This is a genomic window from Pseudarthrobacter sp. 902506025 (assembly GCF_040702325.1).
GTDB lineage: Bacteria > Actinomycetota > Actinomycetes > Actinomycetales > Micrococcaceae > Arthrobacter.
The window spans coordinates 23,041-40,640 of record NZ_JBFBKW010000011.1 but is presented as its reverse complement, the minus strand read 5'-3'; the positions used below and the strand labels follow the sequence as shown (position 1 = coordinate 40,640).

Below are 17,600 nucleotides of genomic sequence, written 5' to 3'. Positions count from 1 at the left end.
AGTCTCACCGGCAATCGGACACTACTCGGATTGTAGGTGAGACAAGGTGCACCAGGGCGGAGTTTTCATATTTGCGAGTGAAGTGGCCCTGATGCGGTGGTTCGTGAATACAAGGAGGAGTTCCTTGTAGCTATGAAGTTGAGAAAAGTGCGAGGCAGGCGATCAAGTCGTCTACCCATCCAAACCCGCAAGTGTTCTTGTGATCTTGGATGGAGCACGGTGCTGCTGGGAAAACCAAACCAGCGCGGTCTATGTCCACTCGAAACTTTGGAGAGTACCTATGGAGGGGTGTGGACGGCGAGCACCGTATGTTATTTGCTCTGTTTCTTCTTGCTGTTCCGTTTGAGACTTGGCAAGAGGTCTTCTGAATCTAGTTTTTCGAAGTACAAATGTAGGTCGCTTAGCTTACTGATAGTAATAGTCTCCTGGCGCTCATTTTGATTGAGAGTGCCGTTTTAGTCAATATGCTTCTCAGGCCAGTCGTCGTTGCCATGACCGTAGATGTCGGCTTGGGTGACGCCGCCGTGCCTCATCCCTGCTCTCCTTGTGACCTGAGTTCGGCAAGCAACAGTTGATAGACATTACCCGTCGCTAGTTTCCGTACGAACTCTGGCGACTTGAGATGGTCTACTGCTTTCCGTATTGCTGCTCGCTCACGACGGGAGGCTTCGGCTTCGATGAGTTGCTTCAACCTGTTCACATTGAACTCTGTCAGTGGTGAATAGCCGCCTTTTATTTGGTCAATCAACCATTCTATGGTTGGCTCTTCGACAGTACCGACTGGACAGACAGGGTGCCAGGTAGCTGTTTCATGGCCTTCGATTACGTCCATACTCTTGAATCGCTGTCCACACTTACTGCATTTACTCATCCCTTACCCTCCTGTTTAGTTAGTTCGGCTAAGCGGTCTTTTATCAAGTCGCAACTGTCTATGTCAAAGTGGCGATTGTGTTGCGTATAGAGTGCGTTTAGATCATCTATTCGAGCTTCCAGCTGTTTCTGGGTGATGAGGTCAGTCATCTCAGCCTGAAATATCCACACATCCTCTTGCAGTACGTTATCTAGCTCTTGAGGTGACCACCGCGACTGCTCCGCTACTCGGATGTGCGTTCGCTGACGACCGTGCAAGCGCTCGTGAATCCGGTCGATCTCTTCTCGCAGCTCTTTATCTTCGTATTGGTTAGGCATGGTCATCCTTCTTCCCTCCTTATCTCGTCATTCATATGTATTAGTTGAGCTATCAGCTCGTTGTAGTCCTTGGTCGCTGCGCACAGCACGGTCGCTGCTTCACCAATCCGCCTCACGAGTTCCTGGCGCTGCCAAAACATCTCCTGAAGTGGTTCCGGTAGCGCCGGGATATTTACGTAGCCATGAAGGATCTCGGTCACGGTCGCAGGTCCTCGATGATCTGACCGTGTATCAGCGCAATCTCTCCGATGGCCTGGTTGAGCGTGGGGTACTTGCCTTGCTTTACATCTAGGAAGATGCCGTAAACACGCTCTTCAAACGACAGATCAGTGATAGCTCTTACCTCTGCGGCAAGCTCACTCGCCGGCGACGGTTGGTAGTAGTTGGGCATCTCTGGCCGCGAATACTTCGGCTCGTTTTTCCTCAAGCCCTTGTCCCAGGCGTCCCACTCCTTGGCCGCTCGGATTGAGTTGGCAGTCATGCCGCCTACTACGCCGCGCTGTGGATACGTGCGCTTCATAGCCGCTTCTAGGCACTGCGGTTGGATCACGCAGCGGGCACAGATGGCCTTCGCTGTCTTGATACGGAAGGGCTCTGTATTGCCGTTCGCCTCGAAGTACCTTTCGGCTACTCCAGGGGCCAGGGTCGTGCAGGCTCCACCTTCTAAACTCGGAAATTTTTCATTCATATACCGCCTTTGGCCTACCGGCCTCAATTATTGTTGTCGTTGCTTCGTAGATCCGCTGCTTCAGATCATCACTCGGTGTCCTACCAGCGAGTCTGCTCCTCATGAGGTATTGAACATGGGGGACATCCATCTGGCTCTCGACGCCTAGTTCGTGCATGAAGATGTAGGCAACACCGTCAGCGCTGTACTCACGTAGTGGACTGTCTTCTGTGAACGCCTGGTCATGGCGCACTAGGGTGTGCCCCAAGCAGATATGCCCCAGCTCGTGTATGAGCGTGTGTAGTGGACGGGGAGCCCTCGGACTGATGGCGAACTCTAGACCGCCGCTGTAGCCATATGAGGATCGTGGATCTTCTGTAAAAGGCACTTCACGTATTGCAAGCGCAGCCAGGGCGCGCCGTTTGCTCCAACCTTCTGGCTCGACTAGTGGCCGCTTCCGGTTTAGGTGAGGGAACAACCTGTTCTTACCGCGTGATGTTGAAGCTTCTTCTAAGAGGCAGTCCCAGTGTGGATTGAAAGACTCACTGGCCATCACCGGCCTCTGGAGTGAACACCTCGACTCGCGCGCTATACAGGCCGCCAGACCAACGCCAGGCTAGTCCACCAAGTGCGAGCCGGCGGTTGAGTTCAACTTCCTCGTCATCGTAGGAAAAGTCTTCAGCCTTGTTCATTCGATCTATGAGTTCAGCATCAGTGAGGTGCTGGAACTTCTCTTGGATCTGCTTGCTAAGGTGCTCGTTCATGCTGCTGTGTCCTGGTCATCCTCATGACCGTCATATATGTAGTACCAAAGCGTTTTGTTCTCTTGGACGCTCCGAATCAGATGCCCTTCATGCTTTAGATCAAGTACGCGGGCCGGGTAGCGCCAAGCGATCTGCCGTAGTTCAAAGTTGCTGACTTTGCCCTTAGCCTTCAGCAGCTTCAGGATCTTGCCTGTGTGGGTTAGCTTCTCGCTCATACATCGTTACTCCGACCGTTCAACCACCAATAGACGACGGCTACGAGGAGTCCGATCACTCCTGCGGACCAGTGGACACCGAAGCCCAGGAGGATAGATACCGCTGCTATGAGGATCGTGACGATGGCAGGGGAGGCGCTAGTAGACATAGTCCGATTCCCCATCAATAAACTTGATAATCTCTGAAGCTTTGGTCTTCATCCGATCTAGGGCCTGAGACGCGTCACGATGATCGCCGTTAGCTACACGGCGCACCGCAAGAGCGATATCTTCCGGAGCATGGGATCTTCGACCAACAAAGGCCTTCCACTCTTCCTTATAGTCCTTGTCGTACTCGATCTTGATCCCGATTTCCTTGTGAAGAAACTTGAGATAGTCCTTGAGAGCCTTCGTCTTGCTCTTTTCGACGGCCACGGCTTCTCGTTTAGCATCTAGAACCAAGTCGTTACATACGTCGGGCGGCACCCCTTCTAAAAGTGTCTTACGGAAGATAGCTGCGAGGAAAATCCGATCAATCGGAGCGGGGTCCGCTAGTCGCGGAGCGGGCTTAATAACCTCTATCGATCCGTTCCTCACTGCCATCATGCCCCAGTCATCCGGAAGTTCGCCTTCCTTGACCATAGAAGCATCAGCAACCAGCAGGTACCAGAAGTCGCAGTACTGTTTGATAAAACTGGACTTCTTGGGGTCTTTTACTTCGTGCAACCAGTCAGATCTTGAGACCTTGATCTCAAACCCAGTCAAGTCGTTCCCGGTCGATGGCCAACATCCCATCAGCAGAGCATCCGCAGTTGATGGTTGCTTCGCCCAGCCGGTCCCGTTTCTAACCTGAGTTAGAAGTACGCTCTGTTCGTTGGACGGGTACTTGTTCACCAACATTCGTGTCAGCTCTCCGGTGCGAATCCCTAGGCCGAGTTCGTCATCGAGAGTAGTCTGTTCAGTCATCCATTGTTTCTCCTATTTAGTTATTGATGGTCCGTAGACCAAGCTCGACATGGCTTGTAAGAACTAATCACCTAACGCGCAGTGCGCATATAAATGTTTAGAGCCATGCCGAGCTTGAACGACGGGCTGTGGAAAAGTCCTGGCTATCGCAACCCCTTGTTCTCACGAGATAGGTTGCAGCTGTAGCAGATGTACATCAGGTCGTAGATAGTCGCGCCTTCGTACTTGGTATGGTGAACTACGCAACCCTGTGGGACGTGCTCCAGGCACAACTCGCAGGTATAACGGTCCTTACCAAGTCGTTCGAGCGCCTCAACCACGTAGACCATGAAGGAAGGGCGTATCCAGTTCTCGCGACTTACGCCGCCTTTCCTGGATGCACCTAGCTTCTTCACGACGTACTTGTTGATGGCGCGATCAGACTTAGGCTCTGAAAGGTACTTCTTTATCTTCGACACGGCCAATCCGTGTTTAGTTAGAACCAAGATTCGTTCTGTGTCCGGCATGTCATCCGTGATAACCGGGAACGGCCTAGTAACCGAAACTTGCTTAGGTTCCTTCTCGTAGATGCCTTGTCTGGCGTCACTGACTATTTGGATGTCTATGTTCAGGTGCTGCGCGATCCATGTGTCATTCAGCCCAACATCAAGAAGTCTGCGTAAATATGGTAGTTGGTAGTTCATCTGCCCGTATTATGCTCTTTTACTTCTTTTCTGTCCATATATTTGAAACGGGTGTTTTCTCTGGCGTGCTTTCTGCTGAATCGGTCGGCTGGGTAACGACTAATTTGATCGTCGTCCCGTCATGCATCCGTATTGCAACGCAGCGTTTGCCTTTGTTGTGATACGTGTCGTAGCTAGCGATTTCGATTACTTGCCCGTCCATGTCCCGTCCTCCTTCATTGCCTGCATGAGTTTGCGGTTGCGTAGCTCATACACCAAGTTGCGTTCATCAATGTAGGTTTCGAGTGTCTTGCGGTTCACTTTCATCAACCGAGCTATCGCAGCTTTTGAGACGCGCATATCCATGTAGCCAAGAATCTCGTCATCGCGACCATAGAGCTTGCGTTTACTCGGGTCGCTTGTGCCAGCCGGCCTTCCGAGTATTTTTCCTTCCGCCTTGATTCTGGCAAGTGCTTCCTTGGTGCGTGATGAGATGAGGTCTCGCTCAATCTCGCTCGCTATACCAAACGCAAAGGCGATCACCTTGCTTTGGATGTCGTTCCCGAACTTGTAGTTCTGCTTGACCGCAACAACTTCAACACCCTTGTCGATGAAGAACTGGATGGTAGAGAAGATTTCTCCCAGGCGACGCGATATGCGGCTCGTCTCAGAGACGATTAGCATGTCACCTGTCTCTAGCTCCTTCATCAGGTCACCGAGCTTGCGCTCAGTGACTGACTTAGTACCGGATATCGTCTCTTCAACAAACTTGTCGTACTTGAGGCCGTCCCGAGCCAGGTAACGCTCTATTTCAAAGCGTTGGTTCGCGGCGTCTTGCTTATCTGTGCTGACGCGAGCGTAGGCAATGATCTTAGGCATCTCCTACCTTGATGTCCTTCGGACGTCGACTAATCTGGCCTCCCTTTTTACCTGCGCACATCGCCTTGTGGTGGCTGCCAACGAGGTCATTACAGTTACACTCAGTCTTCGCAGCGAATCCGCCGCTCGTTCCGTTTCGCCCGCCTTTAGCGCCGATCTTGGCGTAGAAGTCCTCGCCGTGCAGCTCTTTGTTCTTTGCAGCGGCTTTCATGCCGCCTTCTTTAGTGCCGGCCACGTTACTTAGACCTCCGGATCAACGCGAGGATGCTTCGGTTCTGCTTTGCCTGCTTGATGCTCCGCTCTAGGTCCGCCTCCTGGTATCGAGCAATGGTTTCGCCTTGGGTCTTATTGAGCTTCTCGAAGCGTTCAGCACGGCCCTTGTGCCAGTCGCGATCAGCCTTTACCGTTTCGAGCTGCGTCTGCATATCGAGGAAGGCGGCTGCTTGCTTCTTTGTGAGATTGCTATCGAGCAGTCCACCGCTCTTACGGCGTTCCACTAGAGTCTTGTTGCTGGCTTGATAAGCCGGCCATGATCGAGCGTTCTTGATCCGCCTGACGATGGTTCCACCGCGGCCAGACTTGGTTTCAATTTGAGGGACGCTAAGTCCGCCCTTGAAGTCTGTCTTTATGGCCAGGAACTCCTGGCGGGTGACTTTGTTGCGTGACATCTACTTGTTACTCCTTGGTGGCAATCCCACCGTTATGTTGTCTCCATGCACCTCCTTGTACTTGGCAAGCTCTAGGAGCTCATAGGGGATGCTGACGTTGTGCTTGATAATGAGCCTGCGTTCAGCGTCGGTCAGCTGGACTGTCTGACTGAAGTCGTCGATGGCCTCGCGGATTCCTATTGGGAGCTGAGTAGCCAGGTAACGAATAGCCTTGGCTGAAAGTCTGCTGGCGCGGTCAACGACTATGTCGATGGCGTGTTCTCTTGTATCTGGACGGATCATGCTGTGTCCTCCGGTGGTCCGATGGTCTCGCCTTTATCAGTGGCTTTCGCTGGTTCTTCCTTGAGCCAGTCTGCCGGTAGTGTTTCTTCGCCTGCTTCGATGCGATCCAAGGCCTCATTGATCAACCGAAGCTCCGGCTCTTTGCAGTTTCCCAAGAGTGGCTTCTTTGTGGTTGCCAGGATGAAGCTACTGATGATCTTGTTATCAACGAAGCCAAAATTCTTCAGACGGTTTTCCACGGCCTTGTGGGAGCTACGAGACTCATCCGTTGGGACTTCGACGATGTCGATGTTGGTTGCAGCATCACTGGATGCCCGTTGCGCTCTCATATTGATGACACTCTCTAGCTTTGTTATTGCGAGGTTCGCGTGATCGAAGCTGCGTATAGTCCGTAGCCGACGCTGAACATCCTCTTCTGGGTACTTGAGATCGAGACACATGGTCTTGATTTGTTCTATTTGTTCAGCGGACGGTGGCTGTTGGTGATTGCTCGCCTTATTGCCGTCGTCGTCCTCATCTTTAGCAGAGAGGCCGAGAATGGCCATAACTGTCTGCCTACGGGTATAGGTGATAGCTGAGCCAAGTCCTTGTGGATCTTGTTTGACCAGGAGTAGTTCGATATCGCCTTTGATACTGACGCCAGATTCATGGAACAGGTTTGTGTGTAGGTAGTGTCTGCCGTCCCTGGTGGTCGGCCACTGCATGAGTCCTAGCTTGTGGCTCGAAAGGAGAGGGAGCGCGTTGTCCATCACCTCATCGAGGGGAGCGTAGGTGTTCTTGAAGTGGTCGTTCTTAGCTGACTTATCTAGTGCCCTGACTTCCGCCTGTAGGTCGATAAGCGCCTTAGCAATCTCTGGTGGGATGCGCTCAAAGAGAGAGGTAACCGATGTATCAGGAGTCTCTTTGACTTCGCTCATAGGCTGAACTCACGCCGTCTTGCTACGTAGACCTTCTGCTTCACCGCCTCACGTCGAGCACGGATGGTGGCCAGTGCCTTAGCGTGCGGATTTAGTTGCTTTGACCGTCTTGATGCCATCAAGGTAGCGTCTGCCATTTCGTTTTCCTTTCTCGATCTCTTGGAAGATCTCTCTTAGCTTGTCGTTATGCTGCAACGCGGAGGCTGCAAGGATGTTGCCGTTAGCTGTATCGGGTAGGTTGTTCTCGATAAGCCAATGCCTGTAAAGGCTAAGGGCTTGCTTGAAACCTGTCGGTACGGTGATAGATAGCGGCTCGTGACCGATCTTCTTCTGTGGTGGGTAGATGTGTTTATCCATGCCACTCCTTTCTATTTGGGTTAGTATTCGCCGGGTTGTAAATCTGCGCTGTGTGGGTAGTGCCCGTTTGCTAATGCTCATTATGAATGAATGCCCTAAATGTTCAATAGCAATTGTGATGTAGAAAGGACAATGCCTGGTGTGGAAAACTGCGCGGCACAGCTTGTGTTGTTCGACGTGTCGTTGGTGTGTCTTTGCCGACACAGCAAATCCGCGTCAGGTCAGGGTAGACCGTGGGCTAGGGCACGAGACTAACCTGTTCTATACTGCGGACATGCGAATGGTCTCAAAACATGCCGATATATTGCGCTCCGTCGATCGCTTCGGACAGCTTTCAAGTGCGCATATACAGCAGCTCTATTTCCCAACTGCTAAAAGCAGAACTTCCTTTGCTAGACCGGCGAAACAGCTCGTTGAAGAAGGATTCCTTGTTCGTATGGGCCAGCGGCAAGTTAGGGGACATGGCAAAGGGTCGGGGCCGGCCGTCTACCAGCTCGGGGTCGCCGGATGGCATTACCTGGGTAAGAGAGGAAAGTTTCGCCCACGGTTTACGGCTGTATCTGAGCACCGTCTAAGGGTGGCCGATGTCTTCGCACAACTATGTGAGCGTGAGGACAGGGGAGAGATCAAGGTACAGGGCTACTACTGCGAGCCCGATACACACAGGCCTCTGGCTGGTGTCACCGTGCGCCCTGACTTCTTCGTTGAGCTTGAGCTGACGGACAAGAGCGAGTTAGTAAGTCTCTGGATAGAAGTAGACCGAGACAATGAAAGCCGTTTAGAGATTGAAAAGAAGATCCGCGAGTACGTCGCCGTATTCGATGGTGTGCGCCCTGGAGAGATTGAGACGGTCCCTAGCGTGTTGTTCTTAGCGGAGACAGATATAGGGCTTCGGAACCTGCAGGGCTACATGCACGGCAAGCTAGGGGCCTATGAGCACATGTTTGAGTTGATGCATATAGAGGGATTCGCGGACAAGGTTAAGTAGACTTAACTACAACTTAAGATGCTCCAAAGTTATTGAACTTTCCTTCTGTTAATCAGATAATAATAGAGTAATAAGGATAACTGGAGAATTTCAATGACCTATAAGGAGTACACGATTACAGCAGAGGTCCGAGCATATCAAGCTTGGAGTATTAACTCTGAGGGGGAGATCGTCGAGCCTATATTCAACGGCACAGAAGATATCGAGGTATGTGGGTATAACGTCTATGACGAGAACGATAGCTGGGTTGAGTACTCAGAGGGGAGTAATATCGAGCACGCTAAGCAGATAGTGGACAGGGAGCTGGCGGGATGAGTCGCTTCGTGACCACAGACACTCACACAGGCGTGATAGTCCAAGAATCGAACTGGCTACCGTCTATACAACCAAAGCGACAGTACAAGCCCTCTAAACGCGTCGACAGTCGTTCCTGGGCAGAACGTGAGCTATCTACTGAGACAGGCCGGCTCGTAGCTGTAGCGCTTGTATCGCTACTATTCGGTGGAGCGCTTTTCTAAGAGCATCAGCACTGAAACAACAAACCCCTCACTCGGAGGGGTTTTTCTGTGTGGGATTAGCGTCTACTGCCGAAACGCGTGGATGTGGCTTGATACCAGGCCTCACTATGAAGAAAGACTTGTGTTTTTTCAAGAGCTTTTGACGTTCTGCAAAGGTTGGCTCGAAGTAGGGGACGCCCAGCTCGGGAACTGTATAGGTCTTGTTTGTAAGTTTTAGTAGATCCATGGGGAAGACTATGACGCATAGAGCGCGTTTTGCCTAGAACTTATCCACTGTATTGCCCGACTTTTCCACAGTTTGAGTGCGCTTAGTCACATGTCAAGATTGACTTAGGGCACTTGTGCTTCATAATGACTAGTAACCGTTTGCCTTCTAGAACAAGGCGCGGGGGTATAAGAGCAACGAAAAAGACACCGCTTGTGCGATGCCTTTAGTTTGCCTTCTAGAACTGCTTCTATTATAGCAATCTTGGTTTCTTATGCAAATACTTTTACAATAGAATAGTTCGCAGTCTATGTTATATTGGATATATAGCATGAACATAGAGCATAAACTTTGCTGCGTGACCTGCAAAATAACTGATAATCTCATGTCGGGGCCTTATTCAAAGGGGGCTCTTAGGCGAGACGGTAAGCAAGTCGGCTACTACCTCTGCAAGGACTGCAATACAACCAGGCTCAAGAAGTACCGAGCTACGTCTGTAGGCAGATTCAAGACCTGTAGGGCTAGAGATAGCTACATCAGGAGAAGTAGAGAGAAGCAACTTGCACGATGGCAGGTTCAGCACGCAGTAAGGACAGGCAAACTCATCAAACCACGACTTTGTGAGAGGTGCAGCCTAGAGAGTGACCTCGACGGTCATCACTCTGACTACAACCTTCCTCTCAGCGTTGATTGGTTATGTAGAACTTGCCACGCTCATGTTCATCAATCCGTATAACACTTGAAGGTAGCTGTGAGGGTCGGCAAAGATGATATGGGTCGCTCCCAAGCCGAGGTTCGCTCTTGATGCCACTTCCGAGAGGCGCAAGACGGGTAGTCCCCGCTGTTCCAAGAACAGCCCCTCTCACATGCTTTCAATCAAAACTGTTGGTGCAGCCCTCACAGGCTTGGTGAACCGTGACTAAATGTTGACTCACCTGACTTACTGAGTGCTGAACTATTGAGAAGCCTTCGTTGGAGCAGATCCCAACTGTCAAGCCGTATGAAGATACGAGAGCATTGGCGGAGGCGTAAGAATAGCTTTGTAATTGGTTTACCTGGTCCCGTCCCTCAAGTAGTAGGGAGTGGGGGAGTAGTGCCTAGCCTCAATGGACTGTGGTGGTAGGTACGGCACTGCGCAGACGATTTGCTATTGACCGCCCCGCAGAACTAACCCTGTCGAGGCCACGCTCCAACCAAGATGGCTTCTCTTGTTGCTTCGGGATGTTTGATCTAATACTGGTGATGTTTGCAACCTCAACGTGTCCGAGCAGTACAGCGTTTACGATAACTTCGATTGCCTCGTCCTGGCGTTCAAAGCTCTTTTGAAGAAAGCGAACGGCTGAAGCGACAGATAACGCTACGACTAGGAAAGGCCACGGATCGTGCTGCTCTTGCCCCAGGCGAACCGCCAACACGATCCCTACGAAGATCACAGGCGCTGCCACGGAAAAACGAAACTTAGCCTCCGATCGGTTTTTGTCGTATATCTCGTAGGCTTTCTCTTTAGTCGCGTGAAGTTGGGTCGCCAATATATCGACCTCCATGACAATTGCGTATATTAGGTCATCGACAATGTGAGCTTTGGTGATCTCAGGTGCCTCTGGCTCTTCCTCAGTCGTAGCCGGCGTAACCTGTCTCACAAAATGCGAATAGGCGTCATCATGTATTTCTTCGAGGCTCCGACCGTGTTTCATCGCGTTTTGTATCTCGTCGTCCAGGAAGTTCGCCAAGCGTTGCTGCGTCGTTGGACGCATACGTTGCATCTTGTAACGAATAGGCATTCTTAGCAGTGCATTGCCTAGGGAAAGCAGAGTTCCCAAGAGATAGGCTACGAACGCAACAAGACCGAGCGTGGCTGGTCCACCGAGATAATCACAGAGTTGGCGCAGGTTACTAGTGATTGTTGGACCTGGCACAGCCTTGGAGATCTCATTTTCGAATATCAACCACAGGCCGAAGAGAACGATGAATCCGGATGCAAGAGGGGCCTTCAGGTCGCGCAGCCCGTCGAGAAGGTTGATCATGTGGCCTCCAAAATGGAACACCACCCCCGTAGCTCGGGAGGCTCATCATCTCATGACTAACGCTTGGATGGCGAGTGGTCGACAGGGCGAGTGCTCTAATTGTTGACTATTCCACATCAACAAAGATATTGAACATTCAATCAATGTGGCTCATAATCCCAACAGAAAACTAAGCAGGACAAAAGCAATGCAAGCAGAGACACTACAACAGTTTGAAGATGGGATCACGCTCGACGATATTCGAGAGGTGCTGATTGAAGCAGGAGCTAAGTCATGAACGTGGCTTCCCTTGAACTGTGCAAGGAGCTGCATGAGGTAAGTGGATGGAGCGATACGCCACTCGTATATGGCAATTTTTGGAGAGACGGGTCGATATCCCCCGTTGGCGTCTACAGCCGCGACCATCTGGAGGACGACTCCATCCCGACCATAATCCATCCCGTATTTGATCTCGGCTATCTTCTTAGCAAGCTACCGCAGAAGATCACTTGGAGGCGGGAGACGATGGGATTCTGCCTTACGGGCGCTACCAGCGACGGTTCATGGATCTGTGACTACATCGTAGCCACATGGAGTTACCCACTGCCCGATCCTGTTAGCAATGTATGGATGCACTCAGGCGGCGAGGCAAACAAAACGGAAGCCGACACTCCCGAAGACGCAGCAACAAAACTCGCCATCCAGCTATTCAGACAAGGCCTACTCACCAGGGACGGTGAGAGCGGAGCTTCTGCATGAGTGCTCCACTCAAGTTCGACTACGTCTATAAGAACAACGACGAGGCTGGAACCATCCTTCACGAAGTAGTGACCCTAGATGAGATCCAAACCGACGAGTTCGTGTACGAGCTGGAGATCATCGCGCGCCGGCTGTTCACTGGGCTTCAGGATATGACCGGAGCAGACATCTTCGATGGGGACTACCTTGAGTACGTCTCACCGTTTGAATACGAAGAACCACGCCGCTACCTCTATGTCGTTGAGTGGGTGGACTTTGGGTTTGAGGCTCGTTGGATAAATCCACCTAGTGCCAACTTCAGGTCTGATGGTCATCTGTCTCTCCAGGGCGCGGACGAAGACATGCGGATTATCGGCAATCGCTTCGAGCATCCTGATCTGTTGGAGGCAAGGTCATGAGCGAGAAACACCAACCAACTATCCACTACGAAGAGGACAGCGGCAAACACTACTTTGACGGCAGGCCAGTAGAAGATTCTATGCCCCTTGACAACTCGGGGCATGGCGAAGACGCAGAGCTGCGGGGCAAACTAGATCAGCTATGGGGCTGGGCTAAAGCTGGGAAGGGTGACGTCAATTATTTGATGGCGATTGATAGCGTGGATAGCTTCACGGACACCGTTATGAAGCTCATCAAAGCCCGTGACGAACTGCGGGAGAGGCCAATCGAAGCGCTAAGAGACATCATCGTTCATGCAGCGCCTGACGGCACTCAAGATGATGGCGAATTCATTGGCTTTTATGTGCTGCCCACTGGACCTGTGCACCGTGGCCTAGTCGCCCTACAAGCTGTTGGGCAAGCTAGAGAGACCATGGGCGACGTGGCCGTCATCTCTCGTTACCAAGCTCATCTTGAACAGAGAGAGAGGGAGATACGGCTCGATGAGGGATGCCAGATTGAGCGGCTATGTCATGAGAACGGGCCGTACGTAGGCGCAAGAGAGCTAACTTACGCAGACTTCATGTTGGCACGAGATAAGCGCATAGCTACTCTTACCCCACGACCTAAAAAGTAGCCAGGAGCAGCACTTGACCGAGCAACTCAAGATCGTTGAAGCACTCTCACGAGGCCTGCGCCACGAACAGATAGATCGCATAGTGGCGCTGCACAACGGCTACAGGGCTATGCACGGCATCGGCGCTCTGGCAGTTCACGTGACTTTGATGGAGTCAGCCAAAGCCAAGGTAGATGACATGGTTGCAACCGGACTGTTTAGCCATGGCCACAGAGACGGTAGGCGATCAAGCAGTTACGCCCTGGATCTCGGGTATGACTTCACCGAGTTTGCGGAGAACCTCAATCGCTACGCGCCGACCGTAGATGATGCCTTCCGCGGCCTCACGAAGAGTCCTGGGCACCGCGTGAACATCCTCCGACCTATGGAACACATAGGGGTCGCTATTTCCCAGCTGGACGGTCAGCCGTATGTCGTTGTCCACTACGGACGCTTGACCGTTCGGAACAAAGACGAGCTCTAAGAGGACGCGTCCTGATCGTCTGTCTCTGGAATCTTATCTAGCAAGTACTTGGCGCCCTTGCTAACAGCTGCACCAGCAGCCGGCCCGCTTAGGCCAACGGCACCAATAACTGCTGCGAGTTCCGCGTTGTCCATGCTGATGTCCAGAATGAGGCAGGTGACATATAGCGTCACGGCTATGCGAATGAACCAGATGACGAGCTTCCGATTCTCGGGCGAGAGGCTCACAAGCATAGGCAGCTGGTCGATTGAAGCCGCGAGTTGAGGGTGTGTCTCGAAGAGCTCTGATGCTCGCTCATCAACATCGGAAGCATCTACTTCTGCCCTGAAGGTACCCGCTTGTTCGACCAGATCCTCAGCGGCCATCGTGCCGAAGGAAGATGCAACAGCTGCTCCAATAGCCGCTAGCGAGTCTCCGATCTGAGCCGACGTGTAAAAGTTGCTCATATTCGGAAGTGAAGCCAGGGCCATGAGCGGCGCATCGAGGGATGCTTTTGTATCGATACCCAGGCGCTCTAAGGAACTGCTGTAGGCGTCACTGAGGGCACCCACACTAGCGAGCAGCGACCCATCCTTGAAGTCCGCAACCTTCTTTGTGTGATCACCTAGCTGCGCTAGTGCCAGACCAACGCCGGTTATATCTGGACGAGGAGCTTGCGCTGTCATGGCACCAAGTGCCGCGAGGGTTGAGCTGATGTTGGCCAGTCGGTCTGGAGAGGTCATGGCTCAACTCTACTGATGGCCAACGACGACCGGTGCCAGGGGCAGTCCTACTAATAAGTGCCTAATTATGTTGCATATTCTACAACTCTAAAACTATTGAACATTCAACCAAAATAGGTTAATATCTAAGCATGCCCAAAGCGCAGCGAATAATGGCTGGATAGCAAAGCGGCAAGATCAAGTCTCGATAGTCCTTACCTGGACAACAAGCCTAGTAGAGCGTGAAATCCGCTCCAAGTCCCGACAAGCTGAGGGGCGAAATAGCGTAGATGTGTTTGGGTAAAGGCTATTGAGCGAGAACATTGAAAATTCGGTTGTTCAGTTACATGGGCACATAAGTGGCGGAATAGGTAGACGCTGGCGATAGATAACTAGGTGTCAATCCGGTGACGGTGCATGAGCACGCCGCGAGACAAGATGTGGTCAGCCTACGGGTAGATACCATCAGCCATGCAGGGTGACTATACGAGTAGCAAGCTGTCGGTCCCGTACAGGACGGGCTACGCAGGGCGGCACCCCGCTCTCGTCAAATCCCTGCCTTATATGTTCAACATGGCTATGTAGTGAAACCTGAGCGAGTGTACTTGCAAAATGGTAGAGCGGCCAGTTCGGGGAAACGTACACGTCATGCCCGCCCCGCTCGGCTTACATAGACCAGCTAGATAGTAAGAGGGTTGCCCTTAGGTGACGACAGGGCCCTGTGCGGCATTAGTGCCAATCGAGTTTAACGGCCAGGCCTACTATCTAGCAACCATGCAACTGAGCAACATTGAAGGTAGCTGCGAGGCCATGGGCGCGGACCCCCTGTAAGCCGTCGAACGTAACAGGTACTTGCGCCGGTGTTTCATTATTAGCATCCAGGTTCAAGGCTGACGTGTGTCCTCTCACCTACCTTCAAGTTCGATCATCCACTTCCGTTCAGGTTGAAGCCCACCCTTTTCCTGAACGGTAGCGGCTCATCGAGCCAACATAAACAAATAACGCCCACTTGGGCAAGGAACACAAAGACATGAAATCAACAGAAGAGCTACGCAAACAAGACATCAACACAAACATGGTGAGCAAGACAGTGTTGAAGCTGTCCATCGCCCTGGCTGTTTTCGCAACGGTCGTGGTGGTCACCATTGCTAACTGGTTCTTGTACAACAACATTCAGTCAGAGGCGCGACAGGCAGTCCATGCCGACATCCAGCTCGTGTCGTCAAAAGACCAAGCGCGACAGCAATAGAAGCCGTCAGTCGCGTTCAACAACCAAAGACGGCTCACATATCGGTCCAGGCACCAACAACGCCACAGAGCGCGCCAGAACGAGCCACAGCACATGTGCAAGCTAGGGGCTGCGTACAGTATCGAGACTTGATCGGTCAATACGACTGGGATTTCGATACTGCCCTAGCCGTATGCCAAGCGGAAAGCCAGGGGAGGGCTGAGGCCTTCAACCCAAGCAACTACGACGGCAGCAATGATAAAGGTCTGTTTCAGATCAACAGCGTGCACGTTGGCCGGTTCATCGGGGATGAAGAGCGATTCAACCCAACGGCGAACGTCACAGCTGCCTACAAGATTTATCTTGGCAGCGGATGGTCAGCCTGGTCGGCGTATAACAACGAAACCTATAAGAAATATTTGTAAGGAGGGACGATCGGATGTTCAAAAGTTTCATCGAGCTATGGATTGCGATTCAGCAGCTACTGGTACAGATACAAACAATAAAGGGCGAGTTCCCAGGCGTGGATGCCGTGATCATCAGGAAGTCTCTTGAAGTATACAAGCAGACGCTGTTAGTCGGTTTGACAGATGACGACATAACCACACGTCTAAGAGCCTACGCTTCGGGAAAGATCGACGTTGACAGCTTGAAGGAGGTGATAATTGGGAACTAACTACTACGCGAGGATCAACACATGTCCGACATGTCGTAGGCCAGAGGAAGAAATTCACCTGGGCAAGAGCAGTGGTGGCTGGCAGTTCCTGTTCGCCTACAACGATGGCGACTACTACAAGGACGTGCACGAGCTGAAGGACTGGCTCAAGGATAAGACCATCATTGACGAGTACGGCCGCGAGGTCAGGCACGACGACTTCTGGTCCTTGATCGAGGCGAAGCAAGCGACGGTGAATCCCGAACAAGGCCACTTCATGACTATCGATGGTCATCGCTTCATGGACGGAGAGTTCTCGTGATTGGCACAGGTATTTATGGCTTTTGTGATGGCTACTTTGGCCGAGACGACTACGACGACAAGATGATCATCATCGAAGGCAGAACGTGGATCGTCTGTCGCTACGTGGATCGAGACGTAGTGACATGTACTAACTTCATGTCGGAGGAATCGAAGAAGCGCTATGTCGCTGAATGGTCCACTGGGAACTAGGCAGATCGAAGGGAGCAACTGGCTCCCTTTTTCGTGCTCAAGGTCGGACCTTCTGGTTTCTTCCATGTCACGAGGCTGCCGGTTGAATCATCGCTGTTAGCATCATCGAATGGTCAAGAAGGCGTTTGGTTCAGCAATCCGTTCGGCGAAGTCTAAGGTACGCCGGCCATCTGCCGTTGGTAACCGTCGAAAGATCAATGACCTCACTGATCAGTGGTATGACGCCAAGAAAGCCAAGGACAAGGATCTAGTAGCTCATCTAGAACGCCAAATCCGTAGACTTGGTGGTCGCGTTCCGTCTTCCCCGAAGAAGAAGCAGCCCAGGGAACTACGCAAGGTGTTAAAGGACGCCATTTTACCTCGGGTGGCAGTTGCCGAGCCTGAAATGTATGAGTCTGTGCAGCGTGTAACGAGGCCTAAGCCCGCTCCAGTTCCGGACATGACTGTAAGTGTCTTTCTGGACACCGACGACGCTGTGACGGCGCTCAAGGTCATAAAGGCCACACAGCGGATGGCCAACGAGCTGGGCTATGAAACTCCGACTATCACTGACGTGCAACGCGGTTCCTTATGGACATGGATGGTCGCCAAGTGGAACAGCGCGGAAGGTCAAAAGATCGTCGCCGCTTCTAAGGCGAAGGGTAAGGAGATCATTGAAGAAGCGGAACACCTGGGAAAGCTTCAAATTCAAAAGCAGCAGGCTGAGGTGGACGCTTCCAACGTCAGTAGTGCGGTTGAACTGATGACGGCATACGCAGACGTTTCCAGGGTCGCTATCAAGATAGGTGCACTGCTGTTTGTAAAGTACCCGGCTCCTGATGGATCTTCCGTAGTCATAACTCGGACGTTATCCACGAAAGAGATGATCGCGTACGACAAGACGCCATCCATATGCTCCAAGCCTGAGCTTCTAGAACAGAATCTCGCACTGCTCGTTGCTGAGGGCGACCAGAAGACAATCAGCCAGTAGGTTCAGGGTCCGCTGCTGCCTTTCCACTCTTCCAGCGT

At 52.0% G+C, this 17,600-nt stretch carries 28 protein-coding genes; 11 read left to right on the top strand and 17 right to left on the bottom strand.

Annotation, left to right across the window (positions count from 1 at the left end):
- Positions 1 to 529: 529 nt before the first annotated feature.
- From AB0280_RS17735 to AB0280_RS17665, 15 genes are all read right to left on the bottom strand, one after another.
- A complete protein-coding gene (locus AB0280_RS17735) occupies positions 530 to 832 on the bottom strand; it encodes a hypothetical protein (RefSeq protein WP_366368163.1) in 303 nt (100 codons plus the stop codon).
- A 35-nt stretch (positions 833 to 867) separates the two neighbouring features.
- Positions 868 to 1,188, bottom strand: coding sequence for a hypothetical protein (locus tag AB0280_RS17730; protein ID WP_366368162.1), 321 nt, complete (start codon positions 1,186 to 1,188; stop codon positions 868 to 870).
- Positions 1,189 to 1,190: 2 nt separating this feature from the next.
- The gene (locus tag AB0280_RS17725) at positions 1,191 to 1,388 is read right to left on the bottom strand and encodes a hypothetical protein (RefSeq protein WP_366368160.1); all 198 of its coding nucleotides are present in this window, start codon (positions 1,386 to 1,388) and stop codon (positions 1,191 to 1,193) included.
- Complete coding sequence (locus AB0280_RS17720) at positions 1,385 to 1,876, bottom strand: WhiB family transcriptional regulator (protein ID WP_366368159.1); 492 nt, start codon at positions 1,874 to 1,876, stop codon at positions 1,385 to 1,387. Before AB0280_RS17720 ends, AB0280_RS17725 begins: the two co-directional genes overlap by 4 nt.
- A gap of 521 nt (positions 1,877 to 2,397) precedes the next feature.
- Positions 2,398 to 2,619 carry a hypothetical protein gene (locus tag AB0280_RS17715; RefSeq protein WP_366368158.1) on the bottom strand — a complete coding sequence of 74 codons (222 nt, stop codon included), beginning with the start codon at positions 2,617 to 2,619 and terminating at the stop codon, positions 2,398 to 2,400.
- The gene (locus tag AB0280_RS17710) at positions 2,616 to 2,834 is read right to left on the bottom strand and encodes a helix-turn-helix domain-containing protein (protein ID WP_366368156.1); all 219 of its coding nucleotides are present in this window, start codon (positions 2,832 to 2,834) and stop codon (positions 2,616 to 2,618) included. The genes AB0280_RS17715 and AB0280_RS17710 overlap by 4 nt, the downstream gene beginning before the upstream one ends.
- 138 nt (positions 2,835 to 2,972) lie before the next feature.
- Complete coding sequence (locus AB0280_RS17705) at positions 2,973 to 3,779, bottom strand: hypothetical protein (RefSeq protein WP_366368154.1); 807 nt, start codon at positions 3,777 to 3,779, stop codon at positions 2,973 to 2,975.
- A gap of 143 nt (positions 3,780 to 3,922) precedes the next feature.
- Positions 3,923 to 4,462: a hypothetical protein gene (locus tag AB0280_RS17700; RefSeq protein ID WP_366368153.1), complete on the bottom strand. Its 540-nt coding sequence runs from the start codon at positions 4,460 to 4,462 to the stop codon at positions 3,923 to 3,925.
- Between the two features lie 19 nt (positions 4,463 to 4,481).
- Entirely contained in the window at positions 4,482 to 4,664 is a 183-nt protein-coding gene (locus AB0280_RS17695) for a hypothetical protein (RefSeq protein ID WP_366368152.1), read from the bottom strand.
- Entirely contained in the window at positions 4,649 to 5,320 is a 672-nt protein-coding gene (locus tag AB0280_RS17690) for a recombinase family protein (protein ID WP_366368150.1), read from the bottom strand. The genes AB0280_RS17695 and AB0280_RS17690 overlap by 16 nt, the downstream gene beginning before the upstream one ends.
- Positions 5,313 to 5,531, bottom strand: coding sequence for a hypothetical protein (locus AB0280_RS17685; RefSeq protein ID WP_366368148.1), 219 nt, complete (start codon positions 5,529 to 5,531; stop codon positions 5,313 to 5,315). The genes AB0280_RS17690 and AB0280_RS17685 overlap by 8 nt, the downstream gene beginning before the upstream one ends.
- 25 nt (positions 5,532 to 5,556) lie before the next feature.
- Complete coding sequence (locus AB0280_RS17680) at positions 5,557 to 5,988, bottom strand: hypothetical protein (protein WP_366368147.1); 432 nt, start codon at positions 5,986 to 5,988, stop codon at positions 5,557 to 5,559.
- Positions 5,989 to 6,270, bottom strand: a complete 282-nt coding sequence (locus AB0280_RS17675) for a hypothetical protein (protein ID WP_366368146.1) — start codon at positions 6,268 to 6,270, stop codon at positions 5,989 to 5,991.
- Complete coding sequence (locus tag AB0280_RS17670; RefSeq protein WP_366368144.1) at positions 6,267 to 7,187, bottom strand: ERF family protein; 921 nt, start codon at positions 7,185 to 7,187, stop codon at positions 6,267 to 6,269. Before AB0280_RS17670 ends, AB0280_RS17675 begins: the two co-directional genes overlap by 4 nt.
- Positions 7,188 to 7,265: 78 nt before the next feature.
- Positions 7,266 to 7,544 (bottom strand): hypothetical protein, encoded by a 279-nt coding sequence (locus tag AB0280_RS17665; RefSeq protein WP_366368142.1) that lies wholly within the window; start codon positions 7,542 to 7,544, stop codon positions 7,266 to 7,268.
- A gap of 274 nt (positions 7,545 to 7,818) precedes the next feature.
- On the opposite strand from AB0280_RS17665, the gene AB0280_RS17660 reads away from it, so the two are divergent.
- Both AB0280_RS17660 and AB0280_RS17655 read left to right on the top strand, forming a co-directional pair.
- The gene (locus AB0280_RS17660; RefSeq protein WP_366368141.1) at positions 7,819 to 8,532 is read left to right on the top strand and encodes a replication-relaxation family protein; all 714 of its coding nucleotides are present in this window, start codon (positions 7,819 to 7,821) and stop codon (positions 8,530 to 8,532) included.
- 93 nt (positions 8,533 to 8,625) lie between these two features.
- Positions 8,626 to 8,847: a hypothetical protein gene (locus tag AB0280_RS17655; RefSeq protein WP_366368140.1), complete on the top strand. Its 222-nt coding sequence runs from the start codon at positions 8,626 to 8,628 to the stop codon at positions 8,845 to 8,847.
- A 1,511-nt stretch (positions 8,848 to 10,358) separates the two neighbouring features.
- Here AB0280_RS17655 and AB0280_RS17650 read toward each other — a convergent pair.
- On the bottom strand, positions 10,359 to 11,279 hold the full coding sequence (locus AB0280_RS17650; protein ID WP_366368139.1) for a hypothetical protein: 921 nt from the start codon (positions 11,277 to 11,279) through the stop codon (positions 10,359 to 10,361).
- Between the two features lie 273 nt (positions 11,280 to 11,552).
- On the opposite strand from AB0280_RS17650, the gene AB0280_RS17645 reads away from it, so the two are divergent.
- Genes AB0280_RS17645 through AB0280_RS17630 form a run of 4 tightly spaced genes read left to right on the top strand, consistent with a single transcriptional unit; the run spans position 11,553 to position 13,495 of the window.
- Entirely contained in the window at positions 11,553 to 12,017 is a 465-nt protein-coding gene (locus AB0280_RS17645; protein ID WP_366368138.1) for a hypothetical protein, read from the top strand.
- Positions 12,014 to 12,415 (top strand): YopX family protein, encoded by a 402-nt coding sequence (locus AB0280_RS17640; protein WP_366368136.1) that lies wholly within the window; start codon positions 12,014 to 12,016, stop codon positions 12,413 to 12,415. Before AB0280_RS17645 ends, AB0280_RS17640 begins: the two co-directional genes overlap by 4 nt.
- On the top strand, positions 12,412 to 13,032 hold the full coding sequence (locus AB0280_RS17635; RefSeq protein WP_366368134.1) for a hypothetical protein: 621 nt from the start codon (positions 12,412 to 12,414) through the stop codon (positions 13,030 to 13,032). Before AB0280_RS17640 ends, AB0280_RS17635 begins: the two co-directional genes overlap by 4 nt.
- Positions 13,033 to 13,045: 13 nt before the next feature.
- Entirely contained in the window at positions 13,046 to 13,495 is a 450-nt protein-coding gene (locus tag AB0280_RS17630; protein WP_366368133.1) for a CAP domain-containing protein, read from the top strand.
- On the opposite strand, the gene AB0280_RS17625 is transcribed toward AB0280_RS17630, so the two are convergent.
- Positions 13,492 to 14,217 (bottom strand): hypothetical protein, encoded by a 726-nt coding sequence (locus AB0280_RS17625; RefSeq protein WP_366368132.1) that lies wholly within the window; start codon positions 14,215 to 14,217, stop codon positions 13,492 to 13,494. The genes AB0280_RS17630 and AB0280_RS17625 overlap by 4 nt on opposite strands.
- A 1,009-nt stretch (positions 14,218 to 15,226) precedes the next feature.
- Between AB0280_RS17625 and AB0280_RS17620 the strand changes: the two genes are divergently transcribed.
- From AB0280_RS17620 to AB0280_RS17600, 5 genes are all read left to right on the top strand, one after another.
- Positions 15,227 to 15,445, top strand: a complete 219-nt coding sequence (locus tag AB0280_RS17620; RefSeq protein WP_366368130.1) for a hypothetical protein — start codon at positions 15,227 to 15,229, stop codon at positions 15,443 to 15,445.
- A 128-nt stretch (positions 15,446 to 15,573) separates the two neighbouring features.
- Positions 15,574 to 15,849 (top strand): transglycosylase SLT domain-containing protein, encoded by a 276-nt coding sequence (locus AB0280_RS17615; RefSeq protein WP_366368129.1) that lies wholly within the window; start codon positions 15,574 to 15,576, stop codon positions 15,847 to 15,849.
- 14 nt (positions 15,850 to 15,863) lie between these two features.
- On the top strand, positions 15,864 to 16,100 hold the full coding sequence (locus AB0280_RS17610) for a hypothetical protein (protein ID WP_366368127.1): 237 nt from the start codon (positions 15,864 to 15,866) through the stop codon (positions 16,098 to 16,100).
- On the top strand, positions 16,090 to 16,401 hold the full coding sequence (locus tag AB0280_RS17605) for a hypothetical protein (protein ID WP_366368126.1): 312 nt from the start codon (positions 16,090 to 16,092) through the stop codon (positions 16,399 to 16,401). Before AB0280_RS17610 ends, AB0280_RS17605 begins: the two co-directional genes overlap by 11 nt.
- A 300-nt stretch (positions 16,402 to 16,701) precedes the next feature.
- Positions 16,702 to 17,562: a hypothetical protein gene (locus AB0280_RS17600; RefSeq protein ID WP_366368125.1), complete on the top strand. Its 861-nt coding sequence runs from the start codon at positions 16,702 to 16,704 to the stop codon at positions 17,560 to 17,562.
- Positions 17,563 to 17,600 lie beyond the last annotated feature (38 nt).

What these genes read in the sequence shown, in the direction of transcription:
- AB0280_RS17710 (WP_366368156.1), bottom strand. Translation starts at nt 2,834, where the DNA reads ATGAGCGAGAAGCTAACCCACACAGGCAAGATCCTGAAGCTGCTGAAG.
- AB0280_RS17715 (WP_366368158.1), bottom strand. Translation starts at nt 2,619, where the DNA reads ATGAACGAGCACCTTAGCAAGCAGATCCAAGAGAAGTTCCAGCACCTC.
- AB0280_RS17675 (WP_366368146.1), bottom strand. Translation starts at nt 6,270, where the DNA reads ATGATCCGTCCAGATACAAGAGAACACGCCATCGACATAGTCGTTGAC.
- AB0280_RS17610 (WP_366368127.1), top strand. Translation starts at nt 15,864, where the DNA reads ATGTTCAAAAGTTTCATCGAGCTATGGATTGCGATTCAGCAGCTACTG.
- AB0280_RS17665 (WP_366368142.1), bottom strand. Translation starts at nt 7,544, where the DNA reads ATGGATAAACACATCTACCCACCACAGAAGAAGATCGGTCACGAGCCG.
- AB0280_RS17620 (WP_366368130.1), top strand. Translation starts at nt 15,227, where the DNA reads ATGAAATCAACAGAAGAGCTACGCAAACAAGACATCAACACAAACATG.
- AB0280_RS17680 (WP_366368147.1), bottom strand. Translation starts at nt 5,988, where the DNA reads ATGTCACGCAACAAAGTCACCCGCCAGGAGTTCCTGGCCATAAAGACA.
- AB0280_RS17600 (WP_366368125.1), top strand. Translation starts at nt 16,702, where the DNA reads ATGGTCAAGAAGGCGTTTGGTTCAGCAATCCGTTCGGCGAAGTCTAAG.
- AB0280_RS17730 (WP_366368162.1), bottom strand. Translation starts at nt 1,188, where the DNA reads ATGCCTAACCAATACGAAGATAAAGAGCTGCGAGAAGAGATCGACCGG.
- AB0280_RS17635 (WP_366368134.1), top strand. Translation starts at nt 12,412, where the DNA reads ATGAGCGAGAAACACCAACCAACTATCCACTACGAAGAGGACAGCGGC.
- AB0280_RS17735 (WP_366368163.1), bottom strand. Translation starts at nt 832, where the DNA reads ATGGACGTAATCGAAGGCCATGAAACAGCTACCTGGCACCCTGTCTGT.
- AB0280_RS17685 (WP_366368148.1), bottom strand. Translation starts at nt 5,531, where the DNA reads ATGAAAGCCGCTGCAAAGAACAAAGAGCTGCACGGCGAGGACTTCTAC.
- AB0280_RS17670 (WP_366368144.1), bottom strand. Translation starts at nt 7,187, where the DNA reads ATGAGCGAAGTCAAAGAGACTCCTGATACATCGGTTACCTCTCTCTTT.
- AB0280_RS17720 (WP_366368159.1), bottom strand. Translation starts at nt 1,876, where the DNA reads ATGAATGAAAAATTTCCGAGTTTAGAAGGTGGAGCCTGCACGACCCTG.
- AB0280_RS17650 (WP_366368139.1), bottom strand. Translation starts at nt 11,279, where the DNA reads ATGATCAACCTTCTCGACGGGCTGCGCGACCTGAAGGCCCCTCTTGCA.
- AB0280_RS17655 (WP_366368140.1), top strand. Translation starts at nt 8,626, where the DNA reads ATGACCTATAAGGAGTACACGATTACAGCAGAGGTCCGAGCATATCAA.
- AB0280_RS17700 (WP_366368153.1), bottom strand. Translation starts at nt 4,462, where the DNA reads ATGAACTACCAACTACCATATTTACGCAGACTTCTTGATGTTGGGCTG.
- AB0280_RS17640 (WP_366368136.1), top strand. Translation starts at nt 12,014, where the DNA reads ATGAGTGCTCCACTCAAGTTCGACTACGTCTATAAGAACAACGACGAG.
- AB0280_RS17705 (WP_366368154.1), bottom strand. Translation starts at nt 3,779, where the DNA reads ATGACTGAACAGACTACTCTCGATGACGAACTCGGCCTAGGGATTCGC.
- AB0280_RS17625 (WP_366368132.1), bottom strand. Translation starts at nt 14,217, where the DNA reads ATGACCTCTCCAGACCGACTGGCCAACATCAGCTCAACCCTCGCGGCA.
- AB0280_RS17645 (WP_366368138.1), top strand. Translation starts at nt 11,553, where the DNA reads ATGAACGTGGCTTCCCTTGAACTGTGCAAGGAGCTGCATGAGGTAAGT.
- AB0280_RS17690 (WP_366368150.1), bottom strand. Translation starts at nt 5,320, where the DNA reads ATGCCTAAGATCATTGCCTACGCTCGCGTCAGCACAGATAAGCAAGAC.
- AB0280_RS17660 (WP_366368141.1), top strand. Translation starts at nt 7,819, where the DNA reads ATGCGAATGGTCTCAAAACATGCCGATATATTGCGCTCCGTCGATCGC.
- AB0280_RS17695 (WP_366368152.1), bottom strand. Translation starts at nt 4,664, where the DNA reads ATGGACGGGCAAGTAATCGAAATCGCTAGCTACGACACGTATCACAAC.